Here is a 26,593-nt window from a genome sequence, read left to right as displayed (position 1 = left end):
ATTCTCGTCTCCCCTGCCGGCGCGCGCCAGAGCAGATGTCACACCGGAGGCATGACGCCGACGGCATGTTGGAACGGGCCTCCCACGGCACCATGCTTGCACGAAATACCCCCTAGGGGTATGTTGGTGGTGTTGTCAGTGAAGTGGTTTGTCCAGGCCCAGTAGTTCATCGGGCCTTCACAGCCGTTCAACCCCAGCACCCCATAGCTCCTTCTCATAGAGGAAGACTGACATGTGCGAAACAACTGCCCGGACCGAACTTCCCCTCAGCGCCCCGAACACATTCGGCTGCAGCTGCTGCTCGACCGGCGCCCGGACACACCCGGCGTCCCTCGTCGAGGGCTTCGAGTACTCGCTCGAGGGCCTCACCTGCGCGCACTGCGTTCAGACCATTGAAAAAGCCGCCACCACAGTTGACGGGGTGGAATCCGCGACCGTCGAGCTCGTTGCCGGCGGGACGTCCCGCCTGACGGTAGCCGGAACAGCCAGCGTCGAAGCGGTCCGGGACGCTGTAACCGGCGCCGGGTACAGCGTCGCGGCCAGCAGGTAGTCCCGCGGAGCACATACGGCAGGCCGGCCGGGTCACGGGTCACCGGTCACCGGTCACCGGAGGAATTTCCCAAGGAGCGCACCAATGGACAACAACCACCACCACAACGGACCTGCCGCCCAGCAGAACGCGCCAAGCGCTCCCCGCAGCGGGTCCGCAATAGCAAATGCACCAGACCCCCACGCCGGCCATGCCCACGGCGCCGGGGGCGACGACGATCACATGGTTCACACCCACGGCCAGCACGCCGGGCACAGCACCGCAATGTTCAAAAACAGGTTCTGGCTGACGCTGGCCCTGTCCGTACCGGTGGTCTACTTCAGCCCGATGTTCGGGCATCTGCTCGGCTACATGCCCCCGGTATTCCCCGGCTCGGCCTGGATCCCTCCGGTCCTGGGCACCATCATCTTCCTTTACGGCGGGCAGCCCTTCCTCAGAGGTGGCCTGGACGAGCTGAAGAGCAGGAAACCGGCGATGATGCTGCTGATCGCCATGGCGATCAGTGTCGCTTTCGTCGCGTCCTGGGTCACGAGCCTCCGGATCGGCGGTTTTGACCTGGACTTCTGGTGGGAACTGGCCCTGTTGGTGGCGATCATGCTGCTGGGGCACTGGATCGAGATGCGCGCCCTCGGCTCCGCCCGAGGGGCCCTCGACGCTCTGGCCGCCCTGTTGCCAGACGAGGCGGAGCGGATATCCGGTGCGGGCACGGAAACGGTCAAAGTCAGCGAGCTCGTGGCAGGGGACACGGTGCTGGTCCGCTCCGGGTCCCGGATGCCAGCCGACGGCACGGTTGTCGACGGGCAGGCGGAGTTCGATGAATCGATGATCACCGGCGAATCCAAGACTGTGCTCCGCTCACCCGGCGACCGGGTCATCGCCGGAACGGTCGCGACGGACAACACCGTCCGCGTCCAGGTCACCGCCGTCGGGGAAGACACCGCCCTCGCCGGGATCCAGCGCCTGGTCGCCGAAGCGCAGGCCTCGTCCTCCAGGGCCCAGGCCCTGGCCGACCGGGCGGCCGCGTTCCTGTTCTACTTCGCCGCCGGCGCGGGAGTCATCACGTTCATCGTCTGGTCGCTGCTGGGCAGCGTCCCAGAGGCCGTCACCCGGACCGTCACCGTGCTCGTGATCGCCTGCCCGCATGCCCTGGGCCTGGCCATCCCGCTGGTGATTGCCATCTCCACGGAACAGGCAGCCCGGGCCGGTGTGCTGATCAAGAACCGGATGGCCCTGGAGCGCATGCGGACCATCGACGTCGTGCTCTTCGACAAGACCGGGACCCTCACCAAGGGCGAACCCGAACTCAAGGACGTCGCAGGCGCCGAGGGTGTGGACCGGGACGAACTCCTGGCGCTGGCAGCAGCCGTCGAAGCGGACAGCGAACACCCGGTGGCCCGCGCCATCGTCCGGGCGGCCCGGGAGCAGGGCCTGACCATTCCGCCGGCCGGCGGCTTCACATCGCTGACTGGCCGCGGCGTCCGCGCCACGGTCGACGGCAGAACCTTACAGGTCGGCGGACCCGCGATGCTCCGTGACCTCGGAACAGAAGAACCGCCGGCACTGGCCGCGACCACAAAGGCCTGGATGGACCGCGGCGCAGCCGTCCTGCACATCATTGACGGGCACCGGATCCTCGGTGCCGTGAGCCTCGAGGACGCGGTACGCCCGGAGTCCGGCCAGGCCGTCGCCGCCCTGCAGAAGCGCGGCATCAAGGTCGCCATGATCACCGGCGACGCCAAACAGGTCGCCCGCGCCGTGGCCGAAGACCTCAACATCGACGAGGTGTTCGCCGAGGTCCTGCCGGCGGACAAGGACAAGAAGGTCGCCGAGCTGCAGAGACGCGGCCTGAAGGTGGCCATGGTCGGTGACGGCGTCAACGACTCCCCCGCCCTGGCCAGGGCCGAAGTCGGCATCGCAATCGGCGCCGGCACCGACGTGGCGATGGAATCCGCCGGTGTCGTCCTGGCCGGAAACGACCCGCGGGCCGTGCTGTCCATGCTGGACCTGTCGCGGGCCAGCTACCGGAAAATGTGGCAGAACCTGATCTGGGCCACGGGCTACAACATCATCTCCGTCCCACTGGCCGCCGGAGTGCTGGCCTTCGCCGGCGTCGTGCTGTCCCCCGCTGCGGGTGCCGTGCTGATGTCCGTCTCCACGATCGTTGTTGCCCTGAACGCGCAGCTGCTGCGCCGGCTGAAACTGAACCCTTCGCAGGTCCAGTGAACCCGGCAGACACCCGGAGCATCCCGGGCCGGTACTCTTGAACGAACATGCTCCGCAGGAAAGGAGGAACACCATGACCGCAACCCTGTCCGGGCGTGCCATGGCCTTCCTCCTCCGGACGGTCCTGCTGGCCGGAATGCTGGCCGTCATCGCAGGGATTCTTGGGATGCACATCATCACCGGTTCCCACAGCATGCATAATTCCCCCGCCGCCCCGGCCGCGGACATGATGCAGGTGATGCAGCCACCAGCGACGGGACACACAGCCCATGCCGCCGGGGCCGTCTCGGCCGCGGACAGTCCACCAGCACCGGGCACGACGTCGATGCCCGGGCCGTCGTGCGCTCACCCGGGCGGGTGCGCGGCAATGTCCGCCATGGATGCGTCCTGCATCCCGTCCTCCGGCAACACATCGCTGGCAGCGCCGCTGCCCGGCAGCACCCCTTTTGCGGCCCACAACGATGCCGACGCGCCGACCCCGGCCGCCACATACTCCTACCTTCCGGAAAGTCCTTCACCGGGCCAACTCTGCATCAGCCGGACGTAAACGGCTGAGCTGCGCCGTGTCCTGCCCGGCGCACAAGCCCTTACCCTGACGCGTCTCCGCCGACTTCATAGTCATGCGCGTCACCAGCCACGGCGCCCGGCGCCGGTTGATGATTGAAGGACCCCGATTCCCATGAAAAAAATTCTAACCCTCTCCACCGCAGCCATCGCCGCCGCGATTGCCCTGGCCGGATGCTCCGCCGGCTCCACCGATTCCAGCGGCGGTAGCACGCCCGGTATGAACCACGACAGCACCGGAATGTCCCCGAGCTCCGCCCCGGTTGCTGCCGGGGACCACAACGCAGCCGACACGATGTTCGTCCAAGGAATGATCCCCCACCACACCCAGGCGGTGGAGATGAGCGAGCTGATGCTCACCAAACAGGGCATCGACCCGAAGGTGGCTGCCCTGGCCACCAGGATCAAAGCGGAACAGGCCCCTGAGATCAGCACCATGACCGGCTGGCTCAAGACCTGGAACGAATCGGCGCAGGTGTCCGCCGGCCACAGCATGTCCGGGATGATGGGCGCCGATGACATGGGCAAGCTCCAGTCGGCGCAGGGCGCCGAAGCGGCCAGGTTATTCCTGACCCAGATGATCGCCCACCATCAGGGGGCCGTGATGATGGCCAAGTCAGAGGAAGCCGGAGGGCAGAACACCGATGCCGTCGCACTCAGCAAGAACATCGTGATTTCCCAGCAAGCGGAAATCCGGGAAATGCAGGACCTGCTGGGCGCCCTGTAGCCTGCGGCCTGCGGCCAGCGGCACCGGTCCTCTGCGGGCCGGTGCCGTCCCACCCTTTCCTTCCGCCCCGATACCTGGAGTTATCCATGCCCTTCCCATCCTTCCCGCGTCCGCGAATTGCCGCCCTCACCGCGGCCGCCGGCCTTGTCCTGAGCTTGTCTGCCTGCATTCCGGCCTCGGTCCCGGCCGACCCTGCCCCACGCCAAAGCGCCAGCAACGGTCTTCCCAGTGCGCATATCCATGGCCTCAGCGTCAACGGCGAAACCGGCCGCGTGCTCTTGGCCACGCACGATGGCCTGTTCGACGTGTCCAAAAACCCAGCCGTCAAAATCGGCCCCACTAACGACCTGATGGGCTTCACCGCCGCCATGGACGAAGGGGTCTTCTACGCCTCCGGCCACCCGGGCAAAGACTCTTCGCTGCCCAACCCGCTCGGGCTGATCAAAACCAGCGACGGCGGCAAATCCTGGGAACAGCTCTCCCGGCAGAACGAATCCGACTTCCATGCGCTCACGACGACGAAGTCCGGGATCGTGGCCTTCGACGGGACCCTGCGCACCAGCACCGACGGCAGGACCTGGAAAACCGTCGCCACAGGGTTCATCCCGGCAGTTCTGGCCGGGAGCCCCTACAGCGACACCGTTCTCGCCACCACCCGGGACGGCGTGCAGCGCTCGACCGACGGCGGCGCCACCTGGACGCTGGACAAATCCTCCCCGGTGATCCAGTTCGCCGCCTTCGCCAGCGCCAAGGAAGCCGTCGGCGTCGCACCCGACGGCGTGGTTCACTACTCCGCTGACAGTGGCGCCACGTGGGCCCGGAAGGGTCAAGTCACCGGGGAGGTCCAGGCCGTCGCCGCAACCGAAGGCGCGGACGGGAACCCCTGGATCTGGGCCGCCACCTCCACCGGCCTGGTGGTTTCCACCGACGGCGGGGCCACGTTCCGGCCCTCCGACGCGGACTGAACCGATGGACATCACCGGATTCTTCGCATCCGGTGACCTCCGGCGCCCTGACCATCGCCATTCCATTTTGGTAGCTCAGGAACGCAAGTGCCCTGCCTGCCTCGGACCGTGAATGTTGATAGACAGGCGGTGACCGGCCGCGTCCTGAGAGTACAGAATTGCATGGATACATCCGACCATGTACTTTGAAGGCATGGAAGCCCTCACCCACGCGCCTGTGCTGGCACGGTTCGGCTACGCCGTCTCTGACCCCACCCGCGCGCGCATCCTTTTGGCCCTCGCGGATGCGCCCGCGTACCCGTCCGACCTTGCGGATTTTCTTGAAGTGTCGCGGCAGAGCATCTCCAACCATCTGACGTGTCTTCGCGGCTGCGGCCTCGTGGTGGCTGTTCCGGACGGGCGTCGGAGCCGGTATGAGCTCGCGGATGCCCGGCTGGGCCATGCGATCGGGGACCTGATCGGCGTTGTGCTCGCGGTGGATCCGTCCTGCTGCGCACCGGACGGGACGTGCCTGGCATGACCGCGCGCCAGCTCGCACCGACGCCCGCCCGACGCGCGGTTCTGAGCCGCAGGATCCGGTTGTTCGCCGTGGCGACCATCACCTACAACGTCATTGAAGCCATCGTGGCTCTCTGGGCCGGCGGCGTCGCGGACTCTTCGGCACTGATCGGGTTCGGACTGGATTCAGTGATCGAGGTGGCTTCCGCCCTCGCATTGTCCTGGCAGTTTTCGGCCAAGGATCCTGAGCGGCGTGAGCACCTGACCCTACGGATCATCGCGGTCTCCTTTTTCGCCCTGGCAGCGTTCGTAGCCGCCGATGCCATCCGGTCGCTGACCGGGGGCGGCGAAGCCCAGCACTCCACCCCGGGCATCGTGATTGCGGCACTGAGCCTGGCCATCATGCCCGTCCTGTCCTGGCTGCAGCGCCGTGCCGGCCGGGAACTCGGTTCCAAGACCGCGGTTGCCGACTCCAAGCAGACCCTTTTGTGTACCTACCTCTCCGCGGTCCTCCTTATCGGCCTGGTCCTCAACAGCACGCTAGGTTGGTGGTGGGCCGACGCCGGGGCAGGCTTGGTCATCGCCGTGGTCGCCGCCCGTGAAGGCATCAGCGCATGGCGCGGCGATGTCTGCTGCACCGTCCCGCACACCGTTGAGGCGACCGGCGCCGGAAAATCCCGCCCGGAGCCGAGCTCCGCCGTCGGCTGCTGCCAGGGGTGCGGTTCCGTGCCCGGAGGGCAGACGGTGAGCTTGACCGGCGCGGCTCCGGAAAAGCACCTATGAGCGGACACGCCTGACTCCCTGTCGTCCACCGGCCCGGCCCCGGACGCGGTCGCGATAAGGGCCCCAAACTGTGTCCCTGGCGCCGTCGGCGCCGCCAGCCGATCCCAAGAACCTGAACCTCAGTACCGTCAACGTCACAGATGGCGCCGGCAACCCGTCAGTGACGGCAAGGTGGCCGTCTACGGCTCGACGCTTTCTACGCACGTCGCTGACCGGAGCCCCGGAACCTACAAGCTGGCCAGAGACTTCATCGGCGAGCACCGAGTGTCTCCGCAGGAGCAGAAGACGCAGCAGTTCCCGGGCCGCGGTTGCGGTCCCACCGCAGGCGGCACCGGTGGGTAGACGCCACGTCTGTCGGCATGTCCCGTAATTACTGGCTGCCGCAGGCCGGACATGCCAGGGTGCTGGTGAGCCGTGGGCCACTCATGGGGTGGTTGTCGCAGTCCCGGCCAGGCGTTGGATCAGCGCGAGGCCGGCGGGTGTCCCGGGCCAGTGCTGTTCCAATGGTCCGTTGCCCGCCTTACGGATGACCGAGCGAAGAACCAGGGCCACGATGACGACGTCATCGGCGTATCCGATGACCGGAAGAAAGTCCGGGACCAGATCAATGGGCGAGGCAAGGTAGACCAGCAGCAGGACCAGGCGGACCCGGATCCCGCGCGGCAGGGTCCGATCCGCGGCCAGCCGGCGCAGCAGGGTCAGCAGGTCCGGCAGCAGCAGCAGCGCTTCCTTCATGCCCACCGTTTCCGGGTGACGGCGGGCGTACAGGGCCAATAGAACCAGCAGTACGGCATAGATGAGGACGACCCCACCCGCGACCGCGATCGCCGCATCCCACCAGTTCACGCCGTGGCTTCTTCTGGGGGGTGCCCCAAGGAGTTTCGGGCCCGAGGGTCAGTCATGGGCGGGCTCACCGGTGACTTTGTGGTCCGCGTGGTTCAGGCCTTCCATGACGAGGCGGGTCAGGTGACCGTCAGAGATGCTGTAGACAACGTGCCGGCTGTTTTTACGGGTGGTGACGAGTCCGCTGAAGCGCAGCTTGGCCAGATGCTGGCTGACCGAGGTCCGGGAGGCTCCGGTCCGCTCCACCAGGGAGCCCACGTCCGAGGGCTCCTGGGCCAGGAGCCAGAGGATCTGCAGCCGTGTCGTGTCCGAGAGCATCCGGAACGTGGCCGTGGCCGCGTCCAGACGGCGGGCGTCCGGGGCATCCGGGTGGTGGAGGCTGGCGGCCGGGATGTGCTGTGCGTTTTCCACCGGCTTACCCTTTCATGCTCGCCGGCACGGAGCCGGAACTGGAGGCCGCGGGCCAGAACTTGAAGGCCGCTGCTGTACTGATTGTAGCCACCACGGCCAGCACGGCGGCGGCCGCGGGCTGGCCGGCAGACGCTCCGATCCAGCCAGCGACGGGATAGGTGACGATGAAACAGGCATGGGAGAGAGAGAACTGGGCGGTGAAAATGTAGGACCGGGTACTGTCGGTCGCGGCGCGGCGCAGCAGCCGCGCCGAGGGTGTGTCGATCATAGAGGTCCCGACGCCGAGCAGCACCCACAGTCCCAGCAGGACCGGCCAGGTCCCGGGAACGGCGAGCAGCGCGAACGCCCCGGCGAGCCCGAGCGAAAGCAGCACTGCCCCTGCCCTCATGAAGACCCGGTCCGGTAGCCGGTCCAGGATTCCGGGTGCCGTGAGGGCCACGGCCATGGATCCGGCGCCGTAGCAGGCCAGAGCGATCGCGACGTCGGCGTTGGACCCGCCGAACAGGTCTCGGGCGTAGACGACAGTATTCACCAGCACCAGTGCCGTGGCTGCGGCGACGGCCACGTTCAGGGCCATCAGCCCGCGCAGCTCAGGTGTTTTCACGAAGATCCGGGAGCCCAGGGTGGTCCGGTGCCACAGCGTCCCTTCCTGCCGGGCCGCAGGGGCTGCGGGCAGTCTGGTCGTGATCACCAGAGCGGCTGAGAACAGGAAACCGGCCACGGTCCCGAGGAACAGCTCATGGAAGGACAGCACCGTCAGGAGCGCCGCCGCCAGCGCCGGGCTGACCAGGGATTCCAGGTCGTAGGCCAGCCGCGAGAGTGAGAGTGCCCGCGTGTAGTGCCGTTCTGCAGGCAGCACCACGGGGATCAGTGCCTGGAACGCCGGAGTGAAAGTTGCCGAAGCACTCTGCAGCACGAAAACCAGGACATAGATTTGCCAGCTCTGGTCCACCATCGGCAGCATCAGTGCGATACCCGCGCGGATCAGGTCCGCTCCGACAAGTACAGCTTTCTTCGGCAGCCGCTCGACCACGGCCGCCATCAGCGGGGCAACGAACACGTAGGCGAGCATCTTGACCGTCAGCGCGGTCCCCAGAACGGCCCCAGCCTGACCGCCGGCCAGGTCAAAGGCCAGCAGTCCCAGTGCCACCGTCAACAGGCCGGTGCCCAGCAGTGCAACGATCTGGGCCGAAAAAAGCTTCCGGTATGCCGGAACGGCCAAGACTTCAATCAACGGGACTCCTCGGAACCATCAGAATGCATCAATAGGTGCTTACGTGTGCACGTCTTATGCTAATCCACTTCGTCCCTGATCCACAACGGTTCCGGGACGCTTGGAAGCCGATTCAGTCCGGCTGGTGGTGCGTCCGGATATGGGGGCGGTAGCACACGGTGCCGGTTTCGAGGGTGATCCCGCCGAACGTTGGACGGTCCATGATGGCGGCGCAGAGCCGGGGTCGGAGAGTCCCGAAGTGGGGGCTTAGTTCCTGGTCAGCTCCGTATACAGCTTCTGGACACGGGCCTTGAGGTCATCCCTGACCAGGCGCATGCGCTCCATGCCTTCGATGCCGCGCGTGGAGGGCTCGTCCGTGTCCCAGACTTCGAACCACGTGCCCTCGCGGGACTCGAGTTTTGCATCGTTCCCCAGGACGATGACGACGTCGACTGCGTCCAGCACTTCGTCGGTGACCGGCTTGGGGTGCTCGCCGGTGATGTCGATGCCGAGTTCGGCCAGGGACTCTACAAACTGGGGGTTCAGCGATTTACCGGGTCTGGTCCCTGCCGAGTGAACCGTGACGGTGTGAAGCGGCCAGGGTCCTGACCCTGTCGAGGACTTTCGCTCCGGTCATTTTCGCCGGATTCAGTCATCAGTGCTCAAGGCGTGTGGTTAGTGGAACACAGGCTTAGTACTCGCGGGAGCGGCCATGGGACAGCCCAGTGGGGAGGCCGACCAGCACGGGCTCCGGAGTGCCACAGCACGAAGACTCGGACGCGACGACGGCTGCCGCAGGAACGTCGCAGCTAGTACCGGCGTCGCTGGAGCAGACTCCGGTCTCAGGGAGTTCAAGCTGGACGGTGTCAGCGGCGGCACGGTCCCCGGCCAGGGCGGCCACGACGGAGCGGACCTGTTCGTAGCCGGTAGCGAGCAGGAAGGTCGGTGCCCGGCCGTAGGACTTCATGCCCACAATGTAGAAGTCCTTGTCCGGGTGGGCCAGCAGCTTCGCGCCGTGCGGGGGGACGGTGCCGCAGGAGTGGAATTCGGGGTCGATCAGCGGGCCCAGTTCCCGGGGTGCTTCGACGGCGGGATCGAGGTTGAGGCGGAGTTCGCGCAGGATCTCCAGGTCCGGCCGGAAGCCGGTGCAGGGGACAACGATGTCGGCCTCCAGGGTCCGGCCGTCCACGGCTTCGATGGTCACCTGCGAGTCGAGGGATTTCAGCGAGCTGATGCCGAAGCCGGTGTGCAGTTCGATGGTGCCTGCCTCGACGAGGCGGCGCAGGCGGGAGCCGAGCTGGCCGCGGGCGGGCAGCCCGTCGGCGTCGCCGCCGCCGTAGACCTTCTCCGCGGAGGCGCCACGGACGGCCCACAGGATCCGGGTGTCCGGGGCGTCCTTGGCGAGGTCCGCGAGGCTGATCAGGGTGTTGGCTGCGGAGTGGCCGGCGCCAACGACCAGTACGCGGCGTCCTGCGAGTGACGTGCGGTCCCGGCCTGTGACGTCGGGAAGAGGCGAGGATATCCGCTCCGCGGCGGCGCCTTCGCCGATGGCGGGCAGGCCCGAGGTGCCCAGCGGGTTGCGGGTGGACCAGGTGCCGGAGGCATCAATGACACTTGCAACCGTGTGGTCGCGGGTTTCGCCGCCCTCGTGCTCGACCCGGACGACGAACGGTGTGGTCTCGCGGTTGCGGGTGTGGGTCTTGTCCATGCCGGCGCGAGTCACGGAGACAACCCTGGCGCCGGTCTGCAGCCGGGAACTGATGGCCGGAATTGCGGCCAGCGGGGCCAGGTAATTGTCGATGAGTTCCCCGCCGTAGGGAAGGGCCGTGGGCCGGGGCGCTTTCCATCCGTCGGCTTCGAGCAGGCGGACGGCGGCGGCATCGATGTTGTACCGCCACGGTGAGAACAGCCGGATGTGGCGCCACTGCTCGATGGCAGCGCCCGCCGTCGGGCCTGCCTCAAAGATCAGCGGTTCCAGGCCGCGTTCGATCAGGTGGGCCGCGGCGGCCAGGCCCACCGGGCCGGCGCCGATCACGGCAACGGGAAGGTTCTTCGCTGAATCCAAGGTGTCCTCTGTTTCATCCGTACGTGTGGCGGTTCTGTTTGGACGCGCCTGCCGGTCCCTGTGGGGCCGGCAGGCGGGAGGGTGTCAGCAGCAGTCCTGATCGTCGTCGCAGCAACCGTCGCCGCAGCATCCTGTATTCATTCAGCTCACCCCCTCTCCGTTCGAAGTCAGGCGTGGGTGGGTTCCTCCACCAGCGCGGTGGCAATGCTGTCCGCATCATCTAACGCGGCGAGGTAGCGTTCAGCGTCGAGCGCGGCGGCGCAGCCGGTGCCGGCGGCGGTGATGGCCTGGCGGTACCGGTGGTCCACGGCGTCGCCGCAGGCGAACACGCCGGAGAGGTTGGTGACCGTGGCGGGCGAGTCCACCTGGATGTAGCCCTCGGCGTCCAGCTCCACCTGGCCGGCCACGAGTTCGGTGCGCGGCACATGCCCGATGGCTACGAAGAGGCCGGTGGCGGCCTGCTCGCGGGTCTGGCCGGTGACGGTGTCCTTCAGGGTCACGCCGGTCACCTTGGCGTCGCCGTGGATCGCGGTGATGGCCGAGTTCCACGCGAAGCGGATCTTCGGGTTGTCCTTGGCGCGCTGAGCCATGATCCGGGAAGCCCGAAGTTCGCCCTTGCGGACCACCACGGTCACGGTTTTCCCGAAGCGGGTCAGGAAGGTGGCTTCCTCCATGGCGGAGTCGCCGCCGCCGACGACGATGATGTCCTGGTCGCGGAAGAAGAAGCCGTCGCAGGTGGCGCACCAGGAGACGCCGTGGCCGCTGAACTTCTTCTCCTCCGGCAGGCCCAGTTCCTTGTAGGCGGAGCCGGTGGCCAGAATGACGGCCGGCGCCTCATGGGTCTCGCCGGCGCCGGTGACCACACGCTTCAGGTGCCCGGTCAGCGTGACTTCAGTGGCGTCGTCGAACACCACCTGCGCGCCGAACTTTTCTGCCTGCTGCTGCAGGCCGTCCATGAGCTCGGGCCCCTGGATCCCGGAGGGGAAGCCGGGGAAGTTTTCCACCTCGGTGGTGTTCATCAGGGCGCCGCCGGCCGTGACGGAGCCGGCCAGGACCAGAGGCTTCAGCCCCGCCCGGGCGGCGTAGATAGCCGCGGTGTAGCCGGCGGGGCCGGACCCGATGATGATCAGTTGTTCAGTGCTCATGGAACTCTCCTGGTCCGTGGTGGTTACTTGTCGGAGGGGGCGAGGGAATTGATCAGGCCCTCGATGCGGGTCCTGATCTCGTCGCGGATCGGTCGGACCGCGTCCACGCCCTGGCCTGCGGGATCCTCGAGCACCCAGTCCTCGTAGCGCTTGCCGGGCAAGTACGGGCACTCATCGCCGCAGCCCATCGTGATGACAACGTCGGATTCCTTCACGGCTTCCGTGGTCAGGACCTTGGGGATCTCCGCGGACATGTCGATGCCGAGTTCGGCCATGGCCTCGACGGCGGCGGGGTTGATCTTGTCCGCGGGCTGGGAGCCAGCGGAGCGGACCTCGATGCGGCCTTCGCCGAGGGTGGTGAGGAACGCGGCGGCCATCTGGGAGCGTCCCGCGTTGTGCACGCAGACGAACAGGACGGACGGCTTCTTCGTCGTTTCGGTGGTCATGATGTTCTCCTGGGGGTGTAGCGGTGATCAGAGGGCAGCGGGGACGGCGGTGAAGTAGCGTTTGCGGGCCCACAGTGCCGCGTAGACAAGGGCAACCAGGGCGGGGACTTCGATCAGGGGTCCGACGACGCCGGCCAGCGCCTGACCGGAGGTGACCCCGAAGGTTCCGATCGCCACGGCGATGGCCAGTTCGAAGTTGTTGCCCGCCGCGGTGAAGGCAAGCGTGGTGGTTTTGGCGTAGCCGAGGTCCAGCCATTTTCCGATCAGCATACCGGCGCTGAACACCACCAGGAAGTACACCAGCAGGGGCAGGGCGATCCGGGCGACGTCCAGCGGCCGGGCCGTGATGATGCCGCCCTGGAGTGCGAACAGCAGCGTGATGGTGAAAAGCAGGCCGTACAGCGCCCACGGCCCGAGCTTCGGAAGGAGCGCGCCTTCGTACCAGTCGCGGCCCTTGGCCTTTTCGCCGATGGTCCGGGTGAGGAAGCCTGCCAACAGCGGGATGCCCAAGAAGATGAGCACGGAGAGCGTGATAGCCCAGAAGGAGAAGTCCGCGCTGGTGGTCGGCAGGCCCAGCATCGAAGGCAGGAGCTGGAGGTAGAACCAGCCGAGGGCGCCGAACGCAATGACCTGGAAGACGGAGTTGATGGCCACGAGCACCGCCGCTGCTTCGCGGTCGCCGCAGGCGAGGTCGTTCCAGATCAGCACCATCGCAATACAACGGGCCAGGCCCACGATGATCAGCCCCGTGCGGTACTCCGGGAGGTCAGGGATGAAGATCCAGGCCAGTGCGAACATGAAAGCCGGGGCCAGGACCCAGTTCAGGACCAGCGAGGTGATCATGAGTTTGCGGTCCGCGATGGCCCGGTGTGCCTGGTCATAGCGGACTTTGGCCAGCACCGGGTACATCATCACCAGCAAGCCGATAGCGATGGGCAGGGAGACTTCGCCGATCTTCACCGCTTCCAGCGCGGTGTTCAGACCGGGGATCAGGCTGCCCAAGGCCAGTCCCAGCAGCATGGCCGCCACGATCCAGACCGGGAGGAACCGGTCCAGGGCGGAGAGTTTGCCGATCACGGCAGCCTCTCCGGTGGCGGGCGGCGTTGATTGAGTCTGGGTACTCACGGTGCTCCTGTGCTTCAGTCAAGATTGATGAATGTCGATATGTGAAGTATCACCACCTATATCGATGAATGTCAATCTGTGTGCATAATGGGTTCATGAATTCTCTGCAAGCTCTCGAGCCGCTGGCCGACCCTTCGTGCTGCGCGCCCTCGGACACACGGGCAATGAGCGCAGAAGAAGCCCAGCGGAGAGCTCTGGTTTTCAAGGCACTGGCCGACCCGAACCGCCTGCGCCTGCTTTCCATCGTCAAGGCCGGCGAGTCCGGGGAGGCATGCGTATGCGACCTCACCGAGCCCTTGGATCTGGGCCAGCCGACGGTGTCCCACCATCTCAAGATTTTGGTCGAGGCGGGGTTGCTTCACCGTGAAAAGCGCGGCACCTGGGCCTACTACTCCCTGGTGCCGGGCGCGCTGGAACGGGCGTCCGGACTCCTGGCCACACTGTGAAGACCCGATCCGAGGTCTTCTCCGTCCGCTGCATGCAGGGAAGCGACTGGCCTGCCGGCAGGCGACACGCGATGGGGCGCTCGCAGCTGCACGCAAGATGGAACGGGGCCGCTCTGGTCCCAACCGTCCATCATTCACCGTTCGTGTGGGGCATCTCCGGCAGCTGCATTCGGGACAGCGGGGCCTGGCCCTCTCACAGCTGGCATTCCGGCATCTGTTGACGAACCCAGTGGTTGAGCGTAGACCATGCCGTATCAAATCAATTGCGGGCCGCCGCCCTGCGGCCTGCCTCCTGTAAGGAGAGGGACATGGCCGTCGCAGTCATCATGGAATTTGCCGGAGCCACTTTGGAGCAATACGACCAGGTAATCGGCAAAATGGGCCTCACCCCGGGAGGGCCGGCGCCCGCCGGCGCCCTCGGACACTGGGTGGCGGCTACCGACGACGGGATCCTCGTCACGGACCTCTGGCAGACGAGGGAGCTCTACGACACCTTCGCGAAAGAGCAGATCGGACCCTTCACCGCCGAGGCAGGGTTCCCCGGCCCACCCAAGATAAGGTACCTGGACACCCACAATTACTTCACCCCGGGCGCCAACCCCTGACCACTCCCACACTCCGGGCCTACGCGGCTTCCCTCGCGGCTGCCTTCCGAGCTTTGGCGGCCGCCAGCGAACCACTGCGGATGCTCGCCGAACCACCCGCTTTCACCTGCTCTGACAGAGCTGACGGAGGCGCCAGGCGTGCCCCGCACCGTGGTCAGCCAGCTCCCTCCCCATGGACGGGTGGCAGGCGCAGCCACACCGAAGAGGCACGGCACGACTACGCCGAACCTTGAGCTTCGATCTGCTGGTACCCCGGCAGGCTTACGCTCTTCTAGCTCTCAACAGCTGAGGCGCAAAAGTGTCGCGGCCCGTGCCCTTCCAGCTGGAAGGGCACGCGCCGCCTTTGCCGTTCCCGTGCCTCATCCGGTGGCCAGGTCCCGGCCGTTGGGGGCCTGCAGCACCAGGCCGTCCAGGCTTGGCCCCGCCACGCCGGCAATCCGCACCGCAGTGGCGCCGGCGCCGTTGGCGATGATCTTGCCGCCCACGGCCAGCGATCCGACTGGCCCCTCCAGATCCACAGTGGCCAGCCCGTCGCCGTCGGTGGAGATGTCCGCCCCGATGTCCACGGAGCCGATGCGCCCGGTGGGCTTCACGCTCAGGGCGATGGCCGCCAGCGGCATCAGGACGCCCTTGACCAGGCTTTCGCCGCTGCCCCCGGAGGTGGACAGGGAGCCCTTGACGGTCAGCTTGGGCAGTTCGCGGCTGACCTGCACCCCCACGGACCCGTCCCCCGTGGGTGGTGATCGAGTCGAAGACGGCCTCGTTCAAGGAGCCGTCATAGACGTTGAATCCGCGGGCACCCAGGCCGGTGGTTTCGATGGGTGCCTCCACCGTGAGCACGCCGATGTCGCCAAAGTTGACGAAGCCTATGCCGCTGGGGCCGTGCGAGGTGACCTTCGCCTTGGCCGTCCAGTTCTCCACCGCACCCCAGTTGTCCAGCACCATGTCGTTCTGGCCGAACGTGGTGGTGGTGCCCAGGTTCACCACCTCCGCGGCATTGGCGCCGCTGATGATGAAGACGCCGCCGCTGATCAGGTCCGGGGTGCCCGGGGCGATGCCGCCGTCGGAGAAGACGTTCCCGGTGGAGAGCAGCTCGAGCGTGACGGCGCCGCCGTCGGCCTTGCCGGCTTTATCCCCGTGCCCGCCGACAAACACGCCGCCGCCGCGCACCGGGGCCCCGGCGCTGCCCGCGGAGATGTTCTCCAGCCGTGCGGTGAGCACGACGGCGGTGTCCGGCTGCCGGTTCCAGAGGGTGAAGGCGCCCTGCAGCGCCTCGACGCCGAACCCGGTGGGCCGGTCCGCCCGCCCCCGGGTGTCCGCCTCGGCCACGTGCACGCCGTCGGCCTCGATGCGGCCGGCGCGGATGCTGCCCTCCGCGCTGAGGTAGACCTGGCCGTAGCTGGTGACGTTGGCCAGCCGCAGCGTGCCCAGGTCCGCCACGGTGTGGTCGTTGTAGATGGCGAGTTCGTGCGCCGAGGTTCGCACCGTGACGTTCTCCAGGGTGTTGTTGCTGGTCAGCCGCAGGCCCTTGGCCCCGAAGACCAGCTCGCCGCCGCGCAGAGCCACCCCGGGCGGCAGGGTCACCGAGGCCATTCCCTTCAGCGTGCCGGAGATTTCTATTTCCGTGGCGCCCGAAGCCAGCGCCTCATTGAGCTGCGCTACATCAGTTACGTGTGTCCAGGACACAACACCACCACCGTTCTGCGGGTCCGATTCGCCATGGCAGCATCCGCCGTTGGCGCTGTTCTGCGCATGATACTCCCGCAGTTTGGCGGAGGACCGCATGGAGGGCCCGCTGGCTCTAGTTCTCGATTATGGTTTGCTGTATCGATTCCCGGTGGAAGTCGGTGTGCCACACGTCCGTCTTACCAGTGTTGTCCGTGACGATGTATTCGGGCCACCGATCGAACGCGGAGCAGGGATGAGAGATGCCGAACTCCACGATATCGGTCACGTTGATTCCCGGGGCCCCGGTCAGGACGGCATGGTGGTCAAAGAGTTTTGCGACGCAGCCCGTCGCGTCTGGTTTGATGGCGCCGTCCGCGGTCCGAACTGTCAGCAGGGGTGGCAGGCCGGCGTCGTAGGGCAGGTCGCGTTTGCCCGCACCAACGATGACCATGCCGTCCTCCGGGGCGGACAGCACCACCGCCCGGACCGCGAGTGCAGGGATGAGCCCGGGGACGGGGCTGACGCCCGCGTAGGTGCCGTGGTCGTGCGTGGCATAGCAGCCCGAGCGCAGCAACCGGACAGTGCCGGGCACGTCGGAGTCTGTGGGAAGGAACTCGATAACGCGGTCGGGGAACGCGGAACCGCCCATGGAGTAGACCGGCGTCGGCGTGTCGAACAAGTCTGCGACGGAGAGGTATACGTCTCGCACCTTCCGGCAGTGATCATCGACGGCGGCCACGATCTCTTTGTCACGGCTGTTGGCAACCACACCTTCGTAGCCTGCTACACCGATGAGGCGCAGTCCGTCAGTTGAGCCGACCAGTTCGGCAAGAGACCGGGCCGCGCGGAGGCTTCTTACCCCGGTCCGGCCTCCCTGGGCGCCTACGTCCAGGAGAACTTCCAGGGCAACGGCAGAAGTGCCGAAGACGCTGGCGGCAGCGGTGACTCCTTCCTTGGAATCCACGAAAATACGGATCTGCCGAGCCGGATCCTCCGTGAGCCACGCTTGAATACGGTTGAGCCCGTGGCGGTCAACCACCTGATTGGCGATGAGGATGTTGCGATAACCCCAGTCGAGAAGCGTGCCGGCCTGGTCAACGGTGGCAACGGTGACCCCTTCCGCGCCCGCGTCCGCTTGGCGTCTAACAATCGGGGCAGACATGGTCGTTTTGACGTGCGGGGCGAGCAGCACATTCCTGCTCTCACACCAGTCGGCCATGACTGCGATGTTGTGATCGAGTGCATCTCGGTCGAGCCGCAGGTGCGGATACGAGACGTCCTTCACCTCCGCCGGCCTTTGGCAATCTGGCATGGCCGGGCAATCCCTGTTCTTTCCATCCAGCAACACTACAGCTGTCGACGGTCTGGAATCTCGAGCGGACCGGCCAGTGAACGACGGCGCGCTTTGTCCTGCCGCGACGAGCAGTGTTGGCAGCAATCCGGTTAGTCCCCGGGCCAATCCAACGTCCGGTCACAGCTACCATTGTGGTCGGCAGAACCTCCTATTTCCGAATCTTTGCGCAAATCTTGGTGCCGTTCAGCGACTTGCGCCTTGCCCACGTAGCCCAACGTGCATGCGGAAGCTCCGGCGTGCGTTTTTTATGTGCCACCGCACGGAAAGCGGCGGCCTTCGGCAGCGTTGGGGCTTTCACGGCACGCCCAACAGGGTGGGCTCCGCAAACGTTGCCGCCACGCCCACCATCAGCAGCCCGAACACGATCCCAAAATCAACGTTCAAAAACCTTAACTGAACGGTATTGAGGCTAAGCGTGACCGCTGATGATGGCGAAATTCCCGTATGCAACTCTGCCCATCGACGAATCGCAAGTGCACCCAATGGACGAGTAGCGGACGCAAAGCAGGCCGGACCGCCCGACCGGGCCGAGGCGTCAGCCACCCGTTCCGCTCCCTTGGGACATCCAGTAGTCATTGATGGCCTGCACGGCCTGCTCCTTCGTCATCCGCGCAACCTCTCTCTCGTCAAGCCCGACGGTGTGGGTGAGCTGCCAGACCAGTGCCAGGGGAAGCGCCGCGGCGGGCACCGTCGCCGCCCCGCGGGCCGGCAGTACGCCGTCATCTACGCAGGCCCAAAACTCATCGTCGCCGACCACGAGCTGGTCTTGGAGAATGTGGTTCCAAATCGACGGCGAATACGTGGTCCGGTTCAACGGCCGTGAAATCCGGGTCCGGAGGATCCTCCCGTCGGGCAGAACCAGCCGGTAGGTTGCGTGGTGCCGCACCGGCTTCCCACGGGCATTGACCACCAACTCCCAGTGCTCAGTCAGACAGAACTTCTCGTGGTCGTCCCGTCCACCCAGACGGCGGACGCTCACGCCACGGAACCGGTGAGCCAGGCGGTCAACTGCTCATCGGTGGACAGGTCGATGAGCTGGACCAGCGCCCAGTTCTCCCGGTGGTTGGGCGCGGCATGCAAGTGGTCTTCCCAATCCGCGGCGTAGTCGCGCAACGCATCCACAAAGTCCGCCAGGGCCTCCCCTAGCTCCGTGGCCTCGGCGGCAAATGGCCGCCCCGGCATGAAGACCGCCCAGGCGCCGTCCTCGTGCACGACCTGAACATTCGCCACGACCGTCAATTCCAGATACCGGCGCAGGCTCTCACCGTTGACGACGGCGGCCGGGGCGCGGTCGGGGCGGCGGATCGTGGACAGCCCTCCCCGCTCGCTGGAATCAAGGATTGCCTTCAACGAATCCCGCGCCTGCGTAAACCCGTAGGTGCGGCCGCCGGTGGTCTCGTGCGTGGGGGTGCTCATGTCTCCTATCATCCAACGTACACAACGTACGTCAAGTACTTAGGTGCCGCTTTGACCCCCGGGAACGAACGAAATCCCGTGCACAGATTGCTTGTCGTTCACGGCAGTTCCTCAAGAGGTATTAGCGTTGGCCAAAATTCGGGGCCGTCGCCCTGGTGATTGGGATGGCGCCACTCGCCACCAAGGAGTTCTCCGGTCGGATCCTTGCGGATTCTTCCTCGGCTTCGATGGAAGCCTGGGATTCGGTGGTGAACAGCCATGAGCACACCGCCCATGGCACAGAGACCGGCACGGCGAGTATGGTCAGGCCGACATTGGCGCCGGCATTGAAGCCAGCGGTCAACACTTGCGCGAGCAGCGATCCGAGTGAGGCGAGAAAAGCGAACCGCAAGCCGAACAGCCAAACCACGGCGACAGCGCCCAGCGCCCAGCCCAGAACGCTCGCCACCGTCGTACCTGTTTCGGAGACGATCCTGCCCAAGAAGACTTGGACGTTCCCGGTCTGCGCCGCGAACAGAAGGATGAGCCAGCACGATGCTGCCGCCCGGCTCCACACCAACCGCGCCGAATCATAGAAAGTGTCGACGACATCAAGGCGGTTTCGGATCACCGGCAGCACCCAAAGGATTCCAACGGCGAAGAAGAACGCATACGCAGCTGCGTGCGAAAGTCCCTGATCGTGGAACTCGAGGAATGGTGGCGCCGACGTGATCAGCCATTCGGACCCACTCCGCCACCCGGTTGCGGCAAACAGTACCGACACAATCGCTGCCGGAGTCTTGTCCGCAGCGATGGCCGCAATGGTCAGCACGGCCAGCACCGATGCAGTCACCTGATAGGGGGCGTCGGCTTTCGAGCGCCACCCCTTCCCCAGTTCCATCCAGGACCTGATGAAATCGATCACGATCCTTGCCAACTCCTTCATGCACCGGCCGCTAATTTGTCACTTCCCATGGTCGCAAGCGGCACCGACAATGTTGATTCTCCCTGCCGGCGACTGCGGTTCATCTGTGCGACATGGATCGGCCGTAGCAGAGCGTCGACGACGCACCCGAGGCCATGGTCCTTGGACGTCAGCCTCGACACTAATCGGCGGGCTGGCAGTAGCTTTCTTCGGCCCCGGGCTTCTCAGAACATGTGACTGAAGTTCCGGCAGGCCCGCTCTCCCAATCCAACCAAGTCATGTAGCTCCGACCCGGCCCGATACGAAGCCCAAAGCGTGGACAGTAATGATGGAATTGGTTGTGTCGCGGCGTGGCTCCAAGTGTGGCTGACGCCCTGTGAGGGGTTTGTCTTGACATTGATCTGTCCGCCGCGGCACGACCGCAGTAAACGCGGCGGCCAGGTGGACATGACCTTATAGGAGCCTGTTCCGAAGAGTCCCATTACTGTCTTGTCTGCCCACCCGGCCGGCGTGCCCTTTTCTCATCGCATGCAAAGGTCTGCGGCCGTATGGTTTTGTGAGACAGCTTGTTAGGAGCCCTTTCTCGCATGACCGATCGTAAGAAGTACACGCAGCAGTTCAAGGACGAAGCCGTTGAGCTGGTGATCTCCTCGGGCCGTCCGATCGCACAGGTGTGCCTCGATATAGGCGTCCTGGAAGGCACGCTGGGGAACTGGGTGCGCAAGTACCGGGAGGATCATCCGGAACGGTTCACCGCTGGCGAGGAGAAGGCGCCGGTGTCCTGGGAAGAGCACCAGAAGGCGCTGGCTGAGATTGCCAAGCTGAAGCAGGACGTCGATTTTTTGGGAAAAGTCAGCGCCTTCTTTGCAGCGAAGCAACGGTAGAGGATTTCTACGAGTTCATCGAAGCAGAGAAGGCGAACCACCCGATCGTCTGGTTGTGCCGGGCCCTGAAGGTCTCCCGGGCCTCGTTCTACCGGTGGCGCAGCCCCGAGGGCCCGTCTCCGCGGGCCCTCCGGCACCAGCGCCTGGTTGCCGAGGTGACTGACCTGTTCGAGCAGGAAAAGGGCCGTGCCGGCCGTGACCAGCTGACCCTGATGCTCAATGCCAAGGGCGTGCAGGTCGCCGCTCCGACGGTCGGGGCGATCATGCGCGAGCAGGGCCTGCGGGCCGTACGCACCAGGGCGTGGAAGCAGACCACCGTGCAGGACCCACAGGCGAAGACCGCGCACATCCGCAATCACATGCTCGACCAAAAGGGGAAACGGGACTTCACCCCCTTGGTGCCCGGGACCCGGCTCTGCGGGGACATCACGTATCTGCGCACCGGCGAGGGCTGGCTCTACCTGGCCACCGTGATCGACCTGTGCACGGGCATGGTCATCGGCTGGGCCATGGCCGATCACATGCGCGCCAGGCTGTGTACCGACGCGCTGGGAATGGCCCGTGACCACGGGTACTTCGCCGGGGGAACAGTCGTTTTTCATTCAGATCGCGGCTCCCAATACACCTCTGACGAATTCCAGAAATGGTGTGGAGGGAACCGTGTTACCCAGTCCATGGGAGCCGTCGGGGTGTGCTGGGACAACGCTGTCGCCGAAAATTTCTTCTCGCATCTGAAGACCGAGATGTACCACCAGCACACCTTCGGCAGCAGGCTTGCCGCGAGGACCGCTGTCATGGAATACATCGAGGGCTGGTACAACCGCCGTCGGCCAAACCGAAGGGCCGGCGGCATCCCTCCGACAGCGGCCCTTGCTACCCATCAAACCTGCGACCCGGAAACCCTGGCCGCGTAACCCGAATCAACTACGAAACTGTCTCAAAAACTTGACGACCGCAGTCAGGGCAGTTTCATCATGGCAAAGGAACATCTGAAAGTCATCGCCGGGATCGATACCCACGCCGATACCCACCACGTCGCCCTCATCACCGATACCGGCCGGCACGTGGCCGACCGGGAATTCCCTGCCGCGGGCTCCGGCTACCAGGGCATCATCGAGTTCATCGCAGAGTTCGGTCCGGTCCTCGCCGCGGGCGTGGAAGGGACCGGCAGCTACGGTGCCGAGCTCTCCCGCGTGCTCGTCCGTGAGGGCATTCACGTCGTGGAGGTGATGCGCCCGAACCGGCAGGCCCGTCGGCTGCAGGGAAAATCCGATCCGATCGATGCCTATCAGGCCGCCGAATCGGTGCTGGCCGGCCGCGCCGGCGCCACCCCGAAATCCCGGGACGGGGCGGTGGAATCGTTGCGGGTGCTGCGCGCGGAGCGCGCCACGGCAATGCGGGCCCGGGTCGCCGTGATGGCCCAGGTCAGGGCGATCCTGGTAACAGCACCGGAGACCATCCGCGCCAGATACCGGGCCATGACCAGTCCCGCTTTGATGGCCGCACTGGAGAAGACACGGCCCGCCGGAGCGCCGTCCGAGCCGCTGACCAGCACCGCGACCGTGCTGAAACGGCTCGCCGTCCGCTACCGGCACCTGCACCAGGAGCTGGCACTGATCGATGCCGAACTCGACGCCATCCTCGCCCTCCACGCACCCATGCTGCGCGATCTGCAGGGCGTGGGCACCGACGTCGCCAGCCAGCTCCTCGTGACCGTGGGAGACAACCCCGAGCGCGTCACCACCGAAGCGAAGTTCGCCGCACTGGTCGGCGTCGCCCCGATCCCCGCATCATCGGGAAAGACCTCCCGGCACCGGCTCAGCCGGGCAGGCGACCGGCAGGCCAACAAAGCCATCCACCGCGTGGTCCTCGTGCGAATGAGGTACGACAGCAGGACCAAGGACTATGTGGCCAGGCGACACCAGGAGGGCAAGAGCACCAAGGAAATCATGCGCTGCCTCAAGCGCTACGTCGCCCGGGAAATCTACGACCAGCTTCTCCACCCGCGCCCCGGCCCCGACGCCGGAACCCTCCGGCCGGTACGCACAGCCAAGCAACTGACCCTTCAACAAGCCGCAGACGCCCTCCACGTCTGGCCCACCGCACTGTCCCGCCTCGAACGCGGACTCACCCACGACAACGACTTCCACAAACGCTACGAAACGTGGCTCAACTCTCAATCCCCTGAAAGCGTAGAAACTCCGCATTGCGGGTCGGCCCGAATCTTGGCGTAGCGCCGCGCGCCAGGGGGCGGCCTTGGCGCGCCCCGTGCGCTGACTACAAGACCGGGGCCGCGGAGGCTCCGGGGTCAAAGGCGGCCGCAGGCCGTCGCGCAGCGATCGCAGACCCTTGAGGCTGGAGAAGCCGGCCCCGGTAGCCTGTGCTGCACGTGGCTCAGTGACCATTGACAACAATAGGAGCATCAATGTACACACCCATATTCACCGTTCCAGAGCATTCCGGCCGGCCAGCCGCACCCGATTCAATAGGGTGCGGCGCTTCTTTGCGCTGACCAACCTTGCCTTGCTGAAAAGCGGGCATCGAAAGGCTGAGGAGTGCCGTTTTGCTTTGTTCACGGCCACTCGTCGCCGGGGGCTGTTTTAGGTTGCCCTGGGGTGCTTGCATATGGGTTCTCCGGAAGAATCGGGCTGCACATCATTGTGGGCCGACGCCGATACTTATGGTTGGTCTGGGCTGCCGGCCATGGTTCCATTGCCCTGGCTGTCTGGCGCTGGAAGGCTGCGATTCTGTTCCACATCTCCGGGGCATTGGAGTACATGGGGAAGTGCCCGCTGCGGGTGATTTCCGCAAGCTGTACGCCATTCGCGGCAAGGTGCGGAAGATAAGTCAACGAGCGGTTCTGCTCGCCGTACATGAACATGCGGGGGAACGGAAGGGCCAGGAACTTCTCCATCAGGTCGGCGTTGTCCGAGAGATTGACCATGGATTCGAAGATTCCCCGGACTGCTGCGGCCCGGACCTTGTACCGCACGCTGGTGGCGTAGAGCGGACTCGAATAGTACGGTGCTGCCCAGTTGCGGGCGATGAAGTCCTGGAGGAACAGTTCCGGGTCCTCGTGGGGATGGAGGAAGATCTGCCGGCTGAGGAAGCAGTCCTCCTGTGCAATGTTCCCTTCGATGTCAATGAAGCTGGCCACGCGGCCGGGTTCCTGGTGGGCGAGCATTAGCGAGGTCAGCCCGCCCATCGAATGGCCGACCAGGTGGAAGCGTTCGATCCCTTGGTCTGCGAGGGTCGCCAAGGCTGTGTCGACAAGGAAGGGGATCGAGATGCTTTCCAGGTTGCTACACCAGGACTCGCCGCAGCCGGGGGCGTCGTAGGCGAAGAAGGGCTGACCGGCGAATCCGGAATCTGTGCAATGTCGGCATAGTCCTCCTTCGTGGAGCCGAATCCGTGGAGGAAAAACAGTGGCAGCCCCTGCCCTGTGCGGCTGATGCAGGACAGGCGCACGTCCGTGCCGTCGAATCTCGTGCTTGGTCATGGTGTTCTCAGAGGGCAATGTGGGCCTTTCGGCGTGCGTCCCAGAATCAGGCTCACCCATCGCGAGTGACACTGTGCCGGTCCGGGCGGAGCCCAGCGATTGCGGCCGGCGGCTGCTTCTGATGATCCGCTGTACTGCCGCGGCGGCGGCCGGTTTTGCTGGTGGTTTCAGTTGGTGGTTCATGTTTCTCCGACGAGTCCGGCGGAAGGGCCGGGTTGGCGCCCTCCCGTCGGAAATTGGTTGGTGGCTTCAGCGGGTAGTGAAAGTTCCTTCGTCGGACAGGCCGTAGAGTTCCAGCGTTGTTCTCCCGTTCCTGATTTCGTCGAGGATGCGCCGCTCATCGGCGACCCGCTGATCGGCGCCGGAGACCGTTTCGGCAATGGCGTTTTGGGGCAGGACAATGACTCCGTCGCCGTCGCCGACGATCAGGTCGCCGGTGTGGACAACGATGCCGCCGATCCGGACAGGTGAGCGGAGGTCCCCGGGATAGTCCTTCACGGTTCCGACGACCGTGACGCAGCGGGAAAAAACAGGGAAGTCCATGGCCACCATCTCGTCTGAGTCGCGCACTCCCCCTTCGATGATCAGGCCGGCGATGCCGCGGTGCTGGGCTGCCACGGCCAGGACTTCACCCCAGTGGCCGTGGGCCGCGCCCTGCATGTCGGCGACCAGTACACTGCCGGCCGGCGCGGCCAGGACAGCGTTGTGGAGCGCGAGGTTGTCACCGCCGATGCCCCGCACCGTGAAGGCCTGGCCGGCGACGCGGGCGCCGGGCCATGCCGCCTTAAGGCCAGGGTCGCAGGCGCAGGGCAGTTTTGAGGCCTCGTAGAGGGTGGCGGCTGAGTGTCCGCCCGCCGGGGTGTTCATACTTTCCTCCACTGAAGGTCGTGGTATCCAAGGTCGGCCCGGGCCTGGATCAACGTGGATCCTGCCTTGACCGCCGCGACGATTTTGGTTTCGGTGTCTTCGATGCGCTCGGCGATCTCGGCCACCCGTTCGGCATAAGCAACTGGCACCGCAAGGGCGCCGTCTGAGTCGCCGCAAATGATGTCATTGGGCGAGATCTTGACGTCAATGATGATGACTTCCATCCCCACCGCCACGAGGCGTACCCGGTCCTTGCCGGTACGCATGAACCGGCCCAGGCTGAAGAGAGGGTAGTTCTGCTCCAAAGATGTCGAAACGTCCCGGCACACGCCGTTGATGACGGTACCCGCGACGCCGCGGTCAGCAGCAATCTCGGTCATGATGCCGCCCCAGACCGTGACGTCGGTGCGGCCATTGTTGTCGATGAGAACGATGGCCCCGGGCGGGACGTCGTCGAGGAAATCGCCCACGCTCCCCCGTTCCGTTCCTGCAGGTTCGTACTGCACGGTAAAGGCAGGTCCGGTGGCCCGGAAGTCGTAGGTCAGGGGCGCAATCCCGTGCAGGGTGCCGTGCACTCCCAGGGAATCCAGGGCATCGGAGATACTGGCCGTCGGCAGGGCCGCAAGCCGCGCGACGACGTCGTTGGTGGTGTTGGTGCTCATCAGTGCTTTTCCTCGGTGGTTCCTGCCAGTCGCGCATCACGCATGGCCTCATGTAGGGGGACGCCGGACCGGAGGTCCGAGGCAATTGCCTGTTCCCGGCCCGCGATGGCCTGAGCCTTCTCCAGTACTTCTTCAGCGTTGACTCGGGGGACGACGACGACGCCGGTTTCGTCCGCGAAAATCAGGTCGCCAGGGGCGACCGTAACGTTGCCGAACGGGACGGGCTCGCCGGTGGAGCGCTGCTGGAGACGGCCGCGGGCCGTGGCTGGAATCCGGCCCGTGGCGAAGACCGGGAAGCCCAATTTGCGGGCTTCGTTCATGTCCCGGCAGGCCCCATCCGCGACGACCCCACGGACGCCCTTCAGCATCGCGCCCAGGCTGAGGAGCCCTCCCCAACAGGAGACGTCGGTGCGCCCCTCGTTGGCGACAACGATCACGTCGGTGCTGGCGGCTCCGGCCACAGCCGTGGCGCCGATGTGGGTACCCGAGGGGCCGGGGACATATGGCTCCAGCTGAACGGTTACGGCGAAGCCCACGATCTTGGGGTGTTCCCAGACCGGCAGGAATCCAGCCTGTCCGGGGGCCAGCCCGAGAGCGTCCAAGGCGTCCGATACGGCCGCGGAATCGAGCGTCTCGTAGGCGGTCAGAAGCAATTCTTTGGAAGTCATGCTTCCAGTAGAACCCCCAGTATCGATATAGTGAAGGTCCGATTTCGACCAGCTGCAAGACG

At 65.6% G+C, this 26,593-nt stretch carries 27 protein-coding genes and 1 pseudogene; 11 read left to right on the top strand and 17 right to left on the bottom strand.

Features of this window, described 5'->3' with window-relative positions; genetic code table 11:
* Nucleotides 1-232: 232 nt before the first annotated feature.
* The 7 genes from ACQCSU_RS21480 (at nucleotide 233) to ACQCSU_RS21450 (ending at nucleotide 6,310) form a co-directional block, all read left to right on the top strand.
* Nucleotides 233-550, top strand: a complete 318-nt coding sequence (locus ACQCSU_RS21480; RefSeq protein WP_426977436.1) for a heavy-metal-associated domain-containing protein — start codon at nucleotides 233-235, stop codon at nucleotides 548-550.
* An 84-nt stretch (nucleotides 551-634) separates the two neighbouring features.
* Nucleotides 635-2,773 carry a copper-translocating P-type ATPase gene (locus ACQCSU_RS21475; RefSeq protein ID WP_426977435.1) on the top strand — a complete coding sequence of 713 codons (2,139 nt, stop codon included), beginning with the start codon at nucleotides 635-637 and terminating at the stop codon, nucleotides 2,771-2,773.
* 73 nt (nucleotides 2,774-2,846) lie between these two features.
* On the top strand, nucleotides 2,847-3,320 hold the full coding sequence (locus ACQCSU_RS21470) for a hypothetical protein (protein ID WP_426977434.1): 474 nt from the start codon (nucleotides 2,847-2,849) through the stop codon (nucleotides 3,318-3,320).
* A gap of 132 nt (nucleotides 3,321-3,452) precedes the next feature.
* On the top strand, nucleotides 3,453-4,064 hold the full coding sequence (locus ACQCSU_RS21465; protein WP_426977432.1) for a DUF305 domain-containing protein: 612 nt from the start codon (nucleotides 3,453-3,455) through the stop codon (nucleotides 4,062-4,064).
* Nucleotides 4,065-4,150: 86 nt separating this feature from the next.
* Nucleotides 4,151-5,029: a F510_1955 family glycosylhydrolase gene (locus tag ACQCSU_RS21460; protein WP_426977430.1), complete on the top strand. Its 879-nt coding sequence runs from the start codon at nucleotides 4,151-4,153 to the stop codon at nucleotides 5,027-5,029.
* 193 nt (nucleotides 5,030-5,222) lie between these two features.
* A complete protein-coding gene (locus tag ACQCSU_RS21455) occupies nucleotides 5,223-5,549 on the top strand; it encodes an ArsR/SmtB family transcription factor (RefSeq protein WP_426979892.1) in 327 nt (108 codons plus the stop codon).
* A complete protein-coding gene (locus tag ACQCSU_RS21450) occupies nucleotides 5,546-6,310 on the top strand; it encodes a cation transporter (RefSeq protein WP_426977428.1) in 765 nt (254 codons plus the stop codon). Before ACQCSU_RS21455 ends, ACQCSU_RS21450 begins: the two co-directional genes overlap by 4 nt.
* A gap of 423 nt (nucleotides 6,311-6,733) precedes the next feature.
* On the opposite strand, the gene ACQCSU_RS21445 is transcribed toward ACQCSU_RS21450, so the two are convergent.
* The 8 genes and pseudogenes from ACQCSU_RS21445 to arsB all read right to left on the bottom strand — a co-directional run bounded on the left by ACQCSU_RS21445 (nucleotide 6,734) and on the right by arsB (nucleotide 13,558).
* A complete protein-coding gene (locus tag ACQCSU_RS21445) occupies nucleotides 6,734-7,156 on the bottom strand; it encodes a YkvA family protein (RefSeq protein ID WP_426977426.1) in 423 nt (140 codons plus the stop codon).
* A 48-nt stretch (nucleotides 7,157-7,204) separates the two neighbouring features.
* Nucleotides 7,205-7,564, bottom strand: coding sequence for an ArsR/SmtB family transcription factor (locus ACQCSU_RS21440; protein WP_426977424.1), 360 nt, complete (start codon nucleotides 7,562-7,564; stop codon nucleotides 7,205-7,207).
* 4 nt (nucleotides 7,565-7,568) lie between these two features.
* Nucleotides 7,569-8,798, bottom strand: coding sequence for an MFS transporter (locus ACQCSU_RS21435; protein WP_426977422.1), 1,230 nt, complete (start codon nucleotides 8,796-8,798; stop codon nucleotides 7,569-7,571).
* 246 nt (nucleotides 8,799-9,044) lie between these two features.
* Nucleotides 9,045-9,362, bottom strand: a pseudogene (locus tag ACQCSU_RS21430) (low molecular weight phosphatase family protein); the annotation flags it as partial.
* A gap of 106 nt (nucleotides 9,363-9,468) precedes the next feature.
* Nucleotides 9,469-10,842, bottom strand: coding sequence for an FAD-dependent oxidoreductase (locus ACQCSU_RS21425; RefSeq protein WP_426977420.1), 1,374 nt, complete (start codon nucleotides 10,840-10,842; stop codon nucleotides 9,469-9,471).
* A 167-nt stretch (nucleotides 10,843-11,009) separates the two neighbouring features.
* Entirely contained in the window at nucleotides 11,010-11,987 is a 978-nt protein-coding gene (trxB, locus tag ACQCSU_RS21420) for a thioredoxin-disulfide reductase (protein WP_426977418.1), read from the bottom strand.
* Nucleotides 11,988-12,010: 23 nt separating this feature from the next.
* Complete coding sequence (locus ACQCSU_RS21415; protein WP_426977416.1) at nucleotides 12,011-12,433, bottom strand: arsenate reductase ArsC; 423 nt, start codon at nucleotides 12,431-12,433, stop codon at nucleotides 12,011-12,013.
* 27 nt (nucleotides 12,434-12,460) lie between these two features.
* Nucleotides 12,461-13,558, bottom strand: a complete 1,098-nt coding sequence (gene arsB / locus ACQCSU_RS21410; RefSeq protein ID WP_426977414.1) for an ACR3 family arsenite efflux transporter — start codon at nucleotides 13,556-13,558, stop codon at nucleotides 12,461-12,463.
* Nucleotides 13,559-13,653: 95 nt separating this feature from the next.
* Here arsB and ACQCSU_RS21405 point away from each other — a divergent pair, with 95 nt between their 5' ends.
* Both ACQCSU_RS21405 and ACQCSU_RS21400 read left to right on the top strand, forming a co-directional pair.
* Nucleotides 13,654-14,004: an ArsR/SmtB family transcription factor gene (locus ACQCSU_RS21405; protein ID WP_426977412.1), complete on the top strand. Its 351-nt coding sequence runs from the start codon at nucleotides 13,654-13,656 to the stop codon at nucleotides 14,002-14,004.
* A 308-nt stretch (nucleotides 14,005-14,312) separates the two neighbouring features.
* The gene (locus tag ACQCSU_RS21400; protein ID WP_426977410.1) at nucleotides 14,313-14,609 is read left to right on the top strand and encodes a hypothetical protein; all 297 of its coding nucleotides are present in this window, start codon (nucleotides 14,313-14,315) and stop codon (nucleotides 14,607-14,609) included.
* Between the two features lie 261 nt (nucleotides 14,610-14,870).
* Here the strand turns inward: ACQCSU_RS21400 and ACQCSU_RS21395 are convergent, their stop codons facing one another.
* The 5 genes from ACQCSU_RS21395 to ACQCSU_RS21375 all read right to left on the bottom strand — a co-directional run bounded on the left by ACQCSU_RS21395 (nucleotide 14,871) and on the right by ACQCSU_RS21375 (nucleotide 19,951).
* Complete coding sequence (locus ACQCSU_RS21395) at nucleotides 14,871-16,295, bottom strand: hypothetical protein (RefSeq protein ID WP_426977408.1); 1,425 nt, start codon at nucleotides 16,293-16,295, stop codon at nucleotides 14,871-14,873.
* Nucleotides 16,296-16,410: 115 nt separating this feature from the next.
* Entirely contained in the window at nucleotides 16,411-17,562 is a 1,152-nt protein-coding gene (locus ACQCSU_RS21390) for an alanine racemase (RefSeq protein ID WP_426977406.1), read from the bottom strand.
* 604 nt (nucleotides 17,563-18,166) lie between these two features.
* On the bottom strand, nucleotides 18,167-18,517 hold the full coding sequence (locus ACQCSU_RS21385) for a cytotoxic translational repressor of toxin-antitoxin stability system (RefSeq protein ID WP_426977404.1): 351 nt from the start codon (nucleotides 18,515-18,517) through the stop codon (nucleotides 18,167-18,169).
* 89 nt (nucleotides 18,518-18,606) lie between these two features.
* Nucleotides 18,607-19,047, bottom strand: a complete 441-nt coding sequence (locus tag ACQCSU_RS21380) for a hypothetical protein (RefSeq protein WP_426977403.1) — start codon at nucleotides 19,045-19,047, stop codon at nucleotides 18,607-18,609.
* A 121-nt stretch (nucleotides 19,048-19,168) separates the two neighbouring features.
* Nucleotides 19,169-19,951, bottom strand: coding sequence for a hypothetical protein (locus tag ACQCSU_RS21375; protein WP_426977401.1), 783 nt, complete (start codon nucleotides 19,949-19,951; stop codon nucleotides 19,169-19,171).
* A 587-nt stretch (nucleotides 19,952-20,538) separates the two neighbouring features.
* Between ACQCSU_RS21375 and ACQCSU_RS21370 the strand changes: the two genes are divergently transcribed.
* Together ACQCSU_RS21370 and ACQCSU_RS21365 are read left to right on the top strand one after the other, a co-directional pair.
* A protein-coding gene (locus ACQCSU_RS21370; protein ID WP_426977399.1) for an IS3 family transposase occupies nucleotides 20,539-21,749 on the top strand; the annotation gives its coding sequence in 2 pieces (ribosomal slippage) (nucleotides 20,539-20,785 and nucleotides 20,785-21,749; 1,212 coding nt in all).
* 60 nt (nucleotides 21,750-21,809) lie between these two features.
* Nucleotides 21,810-23,069 (top strand): IS110 family transposase, encoded by a 1,260-nt coding sequence (locus tag ACQCSU_RS21365; RefSeq protein WP_426977398.1) that lies wholly within the window; start codon nucleotides 21,810-21,812, stop codon nucleotides 23,067-23,069.
* A 338-nt stretch (nucleotides 23,070-23,407) separates the two neighbouring features.
* Here ACQCSU_RS21365 and ACQCSU_RS21360 read toward each other — a convergent pair whose 3' ends face one another.
* From ACQCSU_RS21360 to ACQCSU_RS21345, 4 genes are all read right to left on the bottom strand, one after another.
* Nucleotides 23,408-24,334: an alpha/beta fold hydrolase gene (locus ACQCSU_RS21360; protein ID WP_426977396.1), complete on the bottom strand. Its 927-nt coding sequence runs from the start codon at nucleotides 24,332-24,334 to the stop codon at nucleotides 23,408-23,410.
* A gap of 249 nt (nucleotides 24,335-24,583) precedes the next feature.
* A complete protein-coding gene (locus tag ACQCSU_RS21355; protein WP_426977394.1) occupies nucleotides 24,584-25,201 on the bottom strand; it encodes an RraA family protein in 618 nt (205 codons plus the stop codon).
* Nucleotides 25,198-25,863: an RraA family protein gene (locus ACQCSU_RS21350; RefSeq protein WP_426977392.1), complete on the bottom strand. Its 666-nt coding sequence runs from the start codon at nucleotides 25,861-25,863 to the stop codon at nucleotides 25,198-25,200. The genes ACQCSU_RS21355 and ACQCSU_RS21350 overlap by 4 nt, the downstream gene beginning before the upstream one ends.
* On the bottom strand, nucleotides 25,863-26,531 hold the full coding sequence (locus ACQCSU_RS21345) for an RraA family protein (RefSeq protein WP_426977391.1): 669 nt from the start codon (nucleotides 26,529-26,531) through the stop codon (nucleotides 25,863-25,865). Before ACQCSU_RS21345 ends, ACQCSU_RS21350 begins: the two co-directional genes overlap by 1 nt.
* Nucleotides 26,532-26,593: the final 62 nt, after the last annotated feature.

It is taken from the genome of Pseudarthrobacter sp. O4 (assembly GCF_050157025.1).
In the GTDB taxonomy this organism is placed as follows: domain Bacteria; phylum Actinomycetota; class Actinomycetes; order Actinomycetales; family Micrococcaceae; genus Arthrobacter.
The sequence above is the reverse complement of the archived record's forward strand: the minus strand, read 5'-3'. Positions and strand labels throughout refer to the sequence as shown.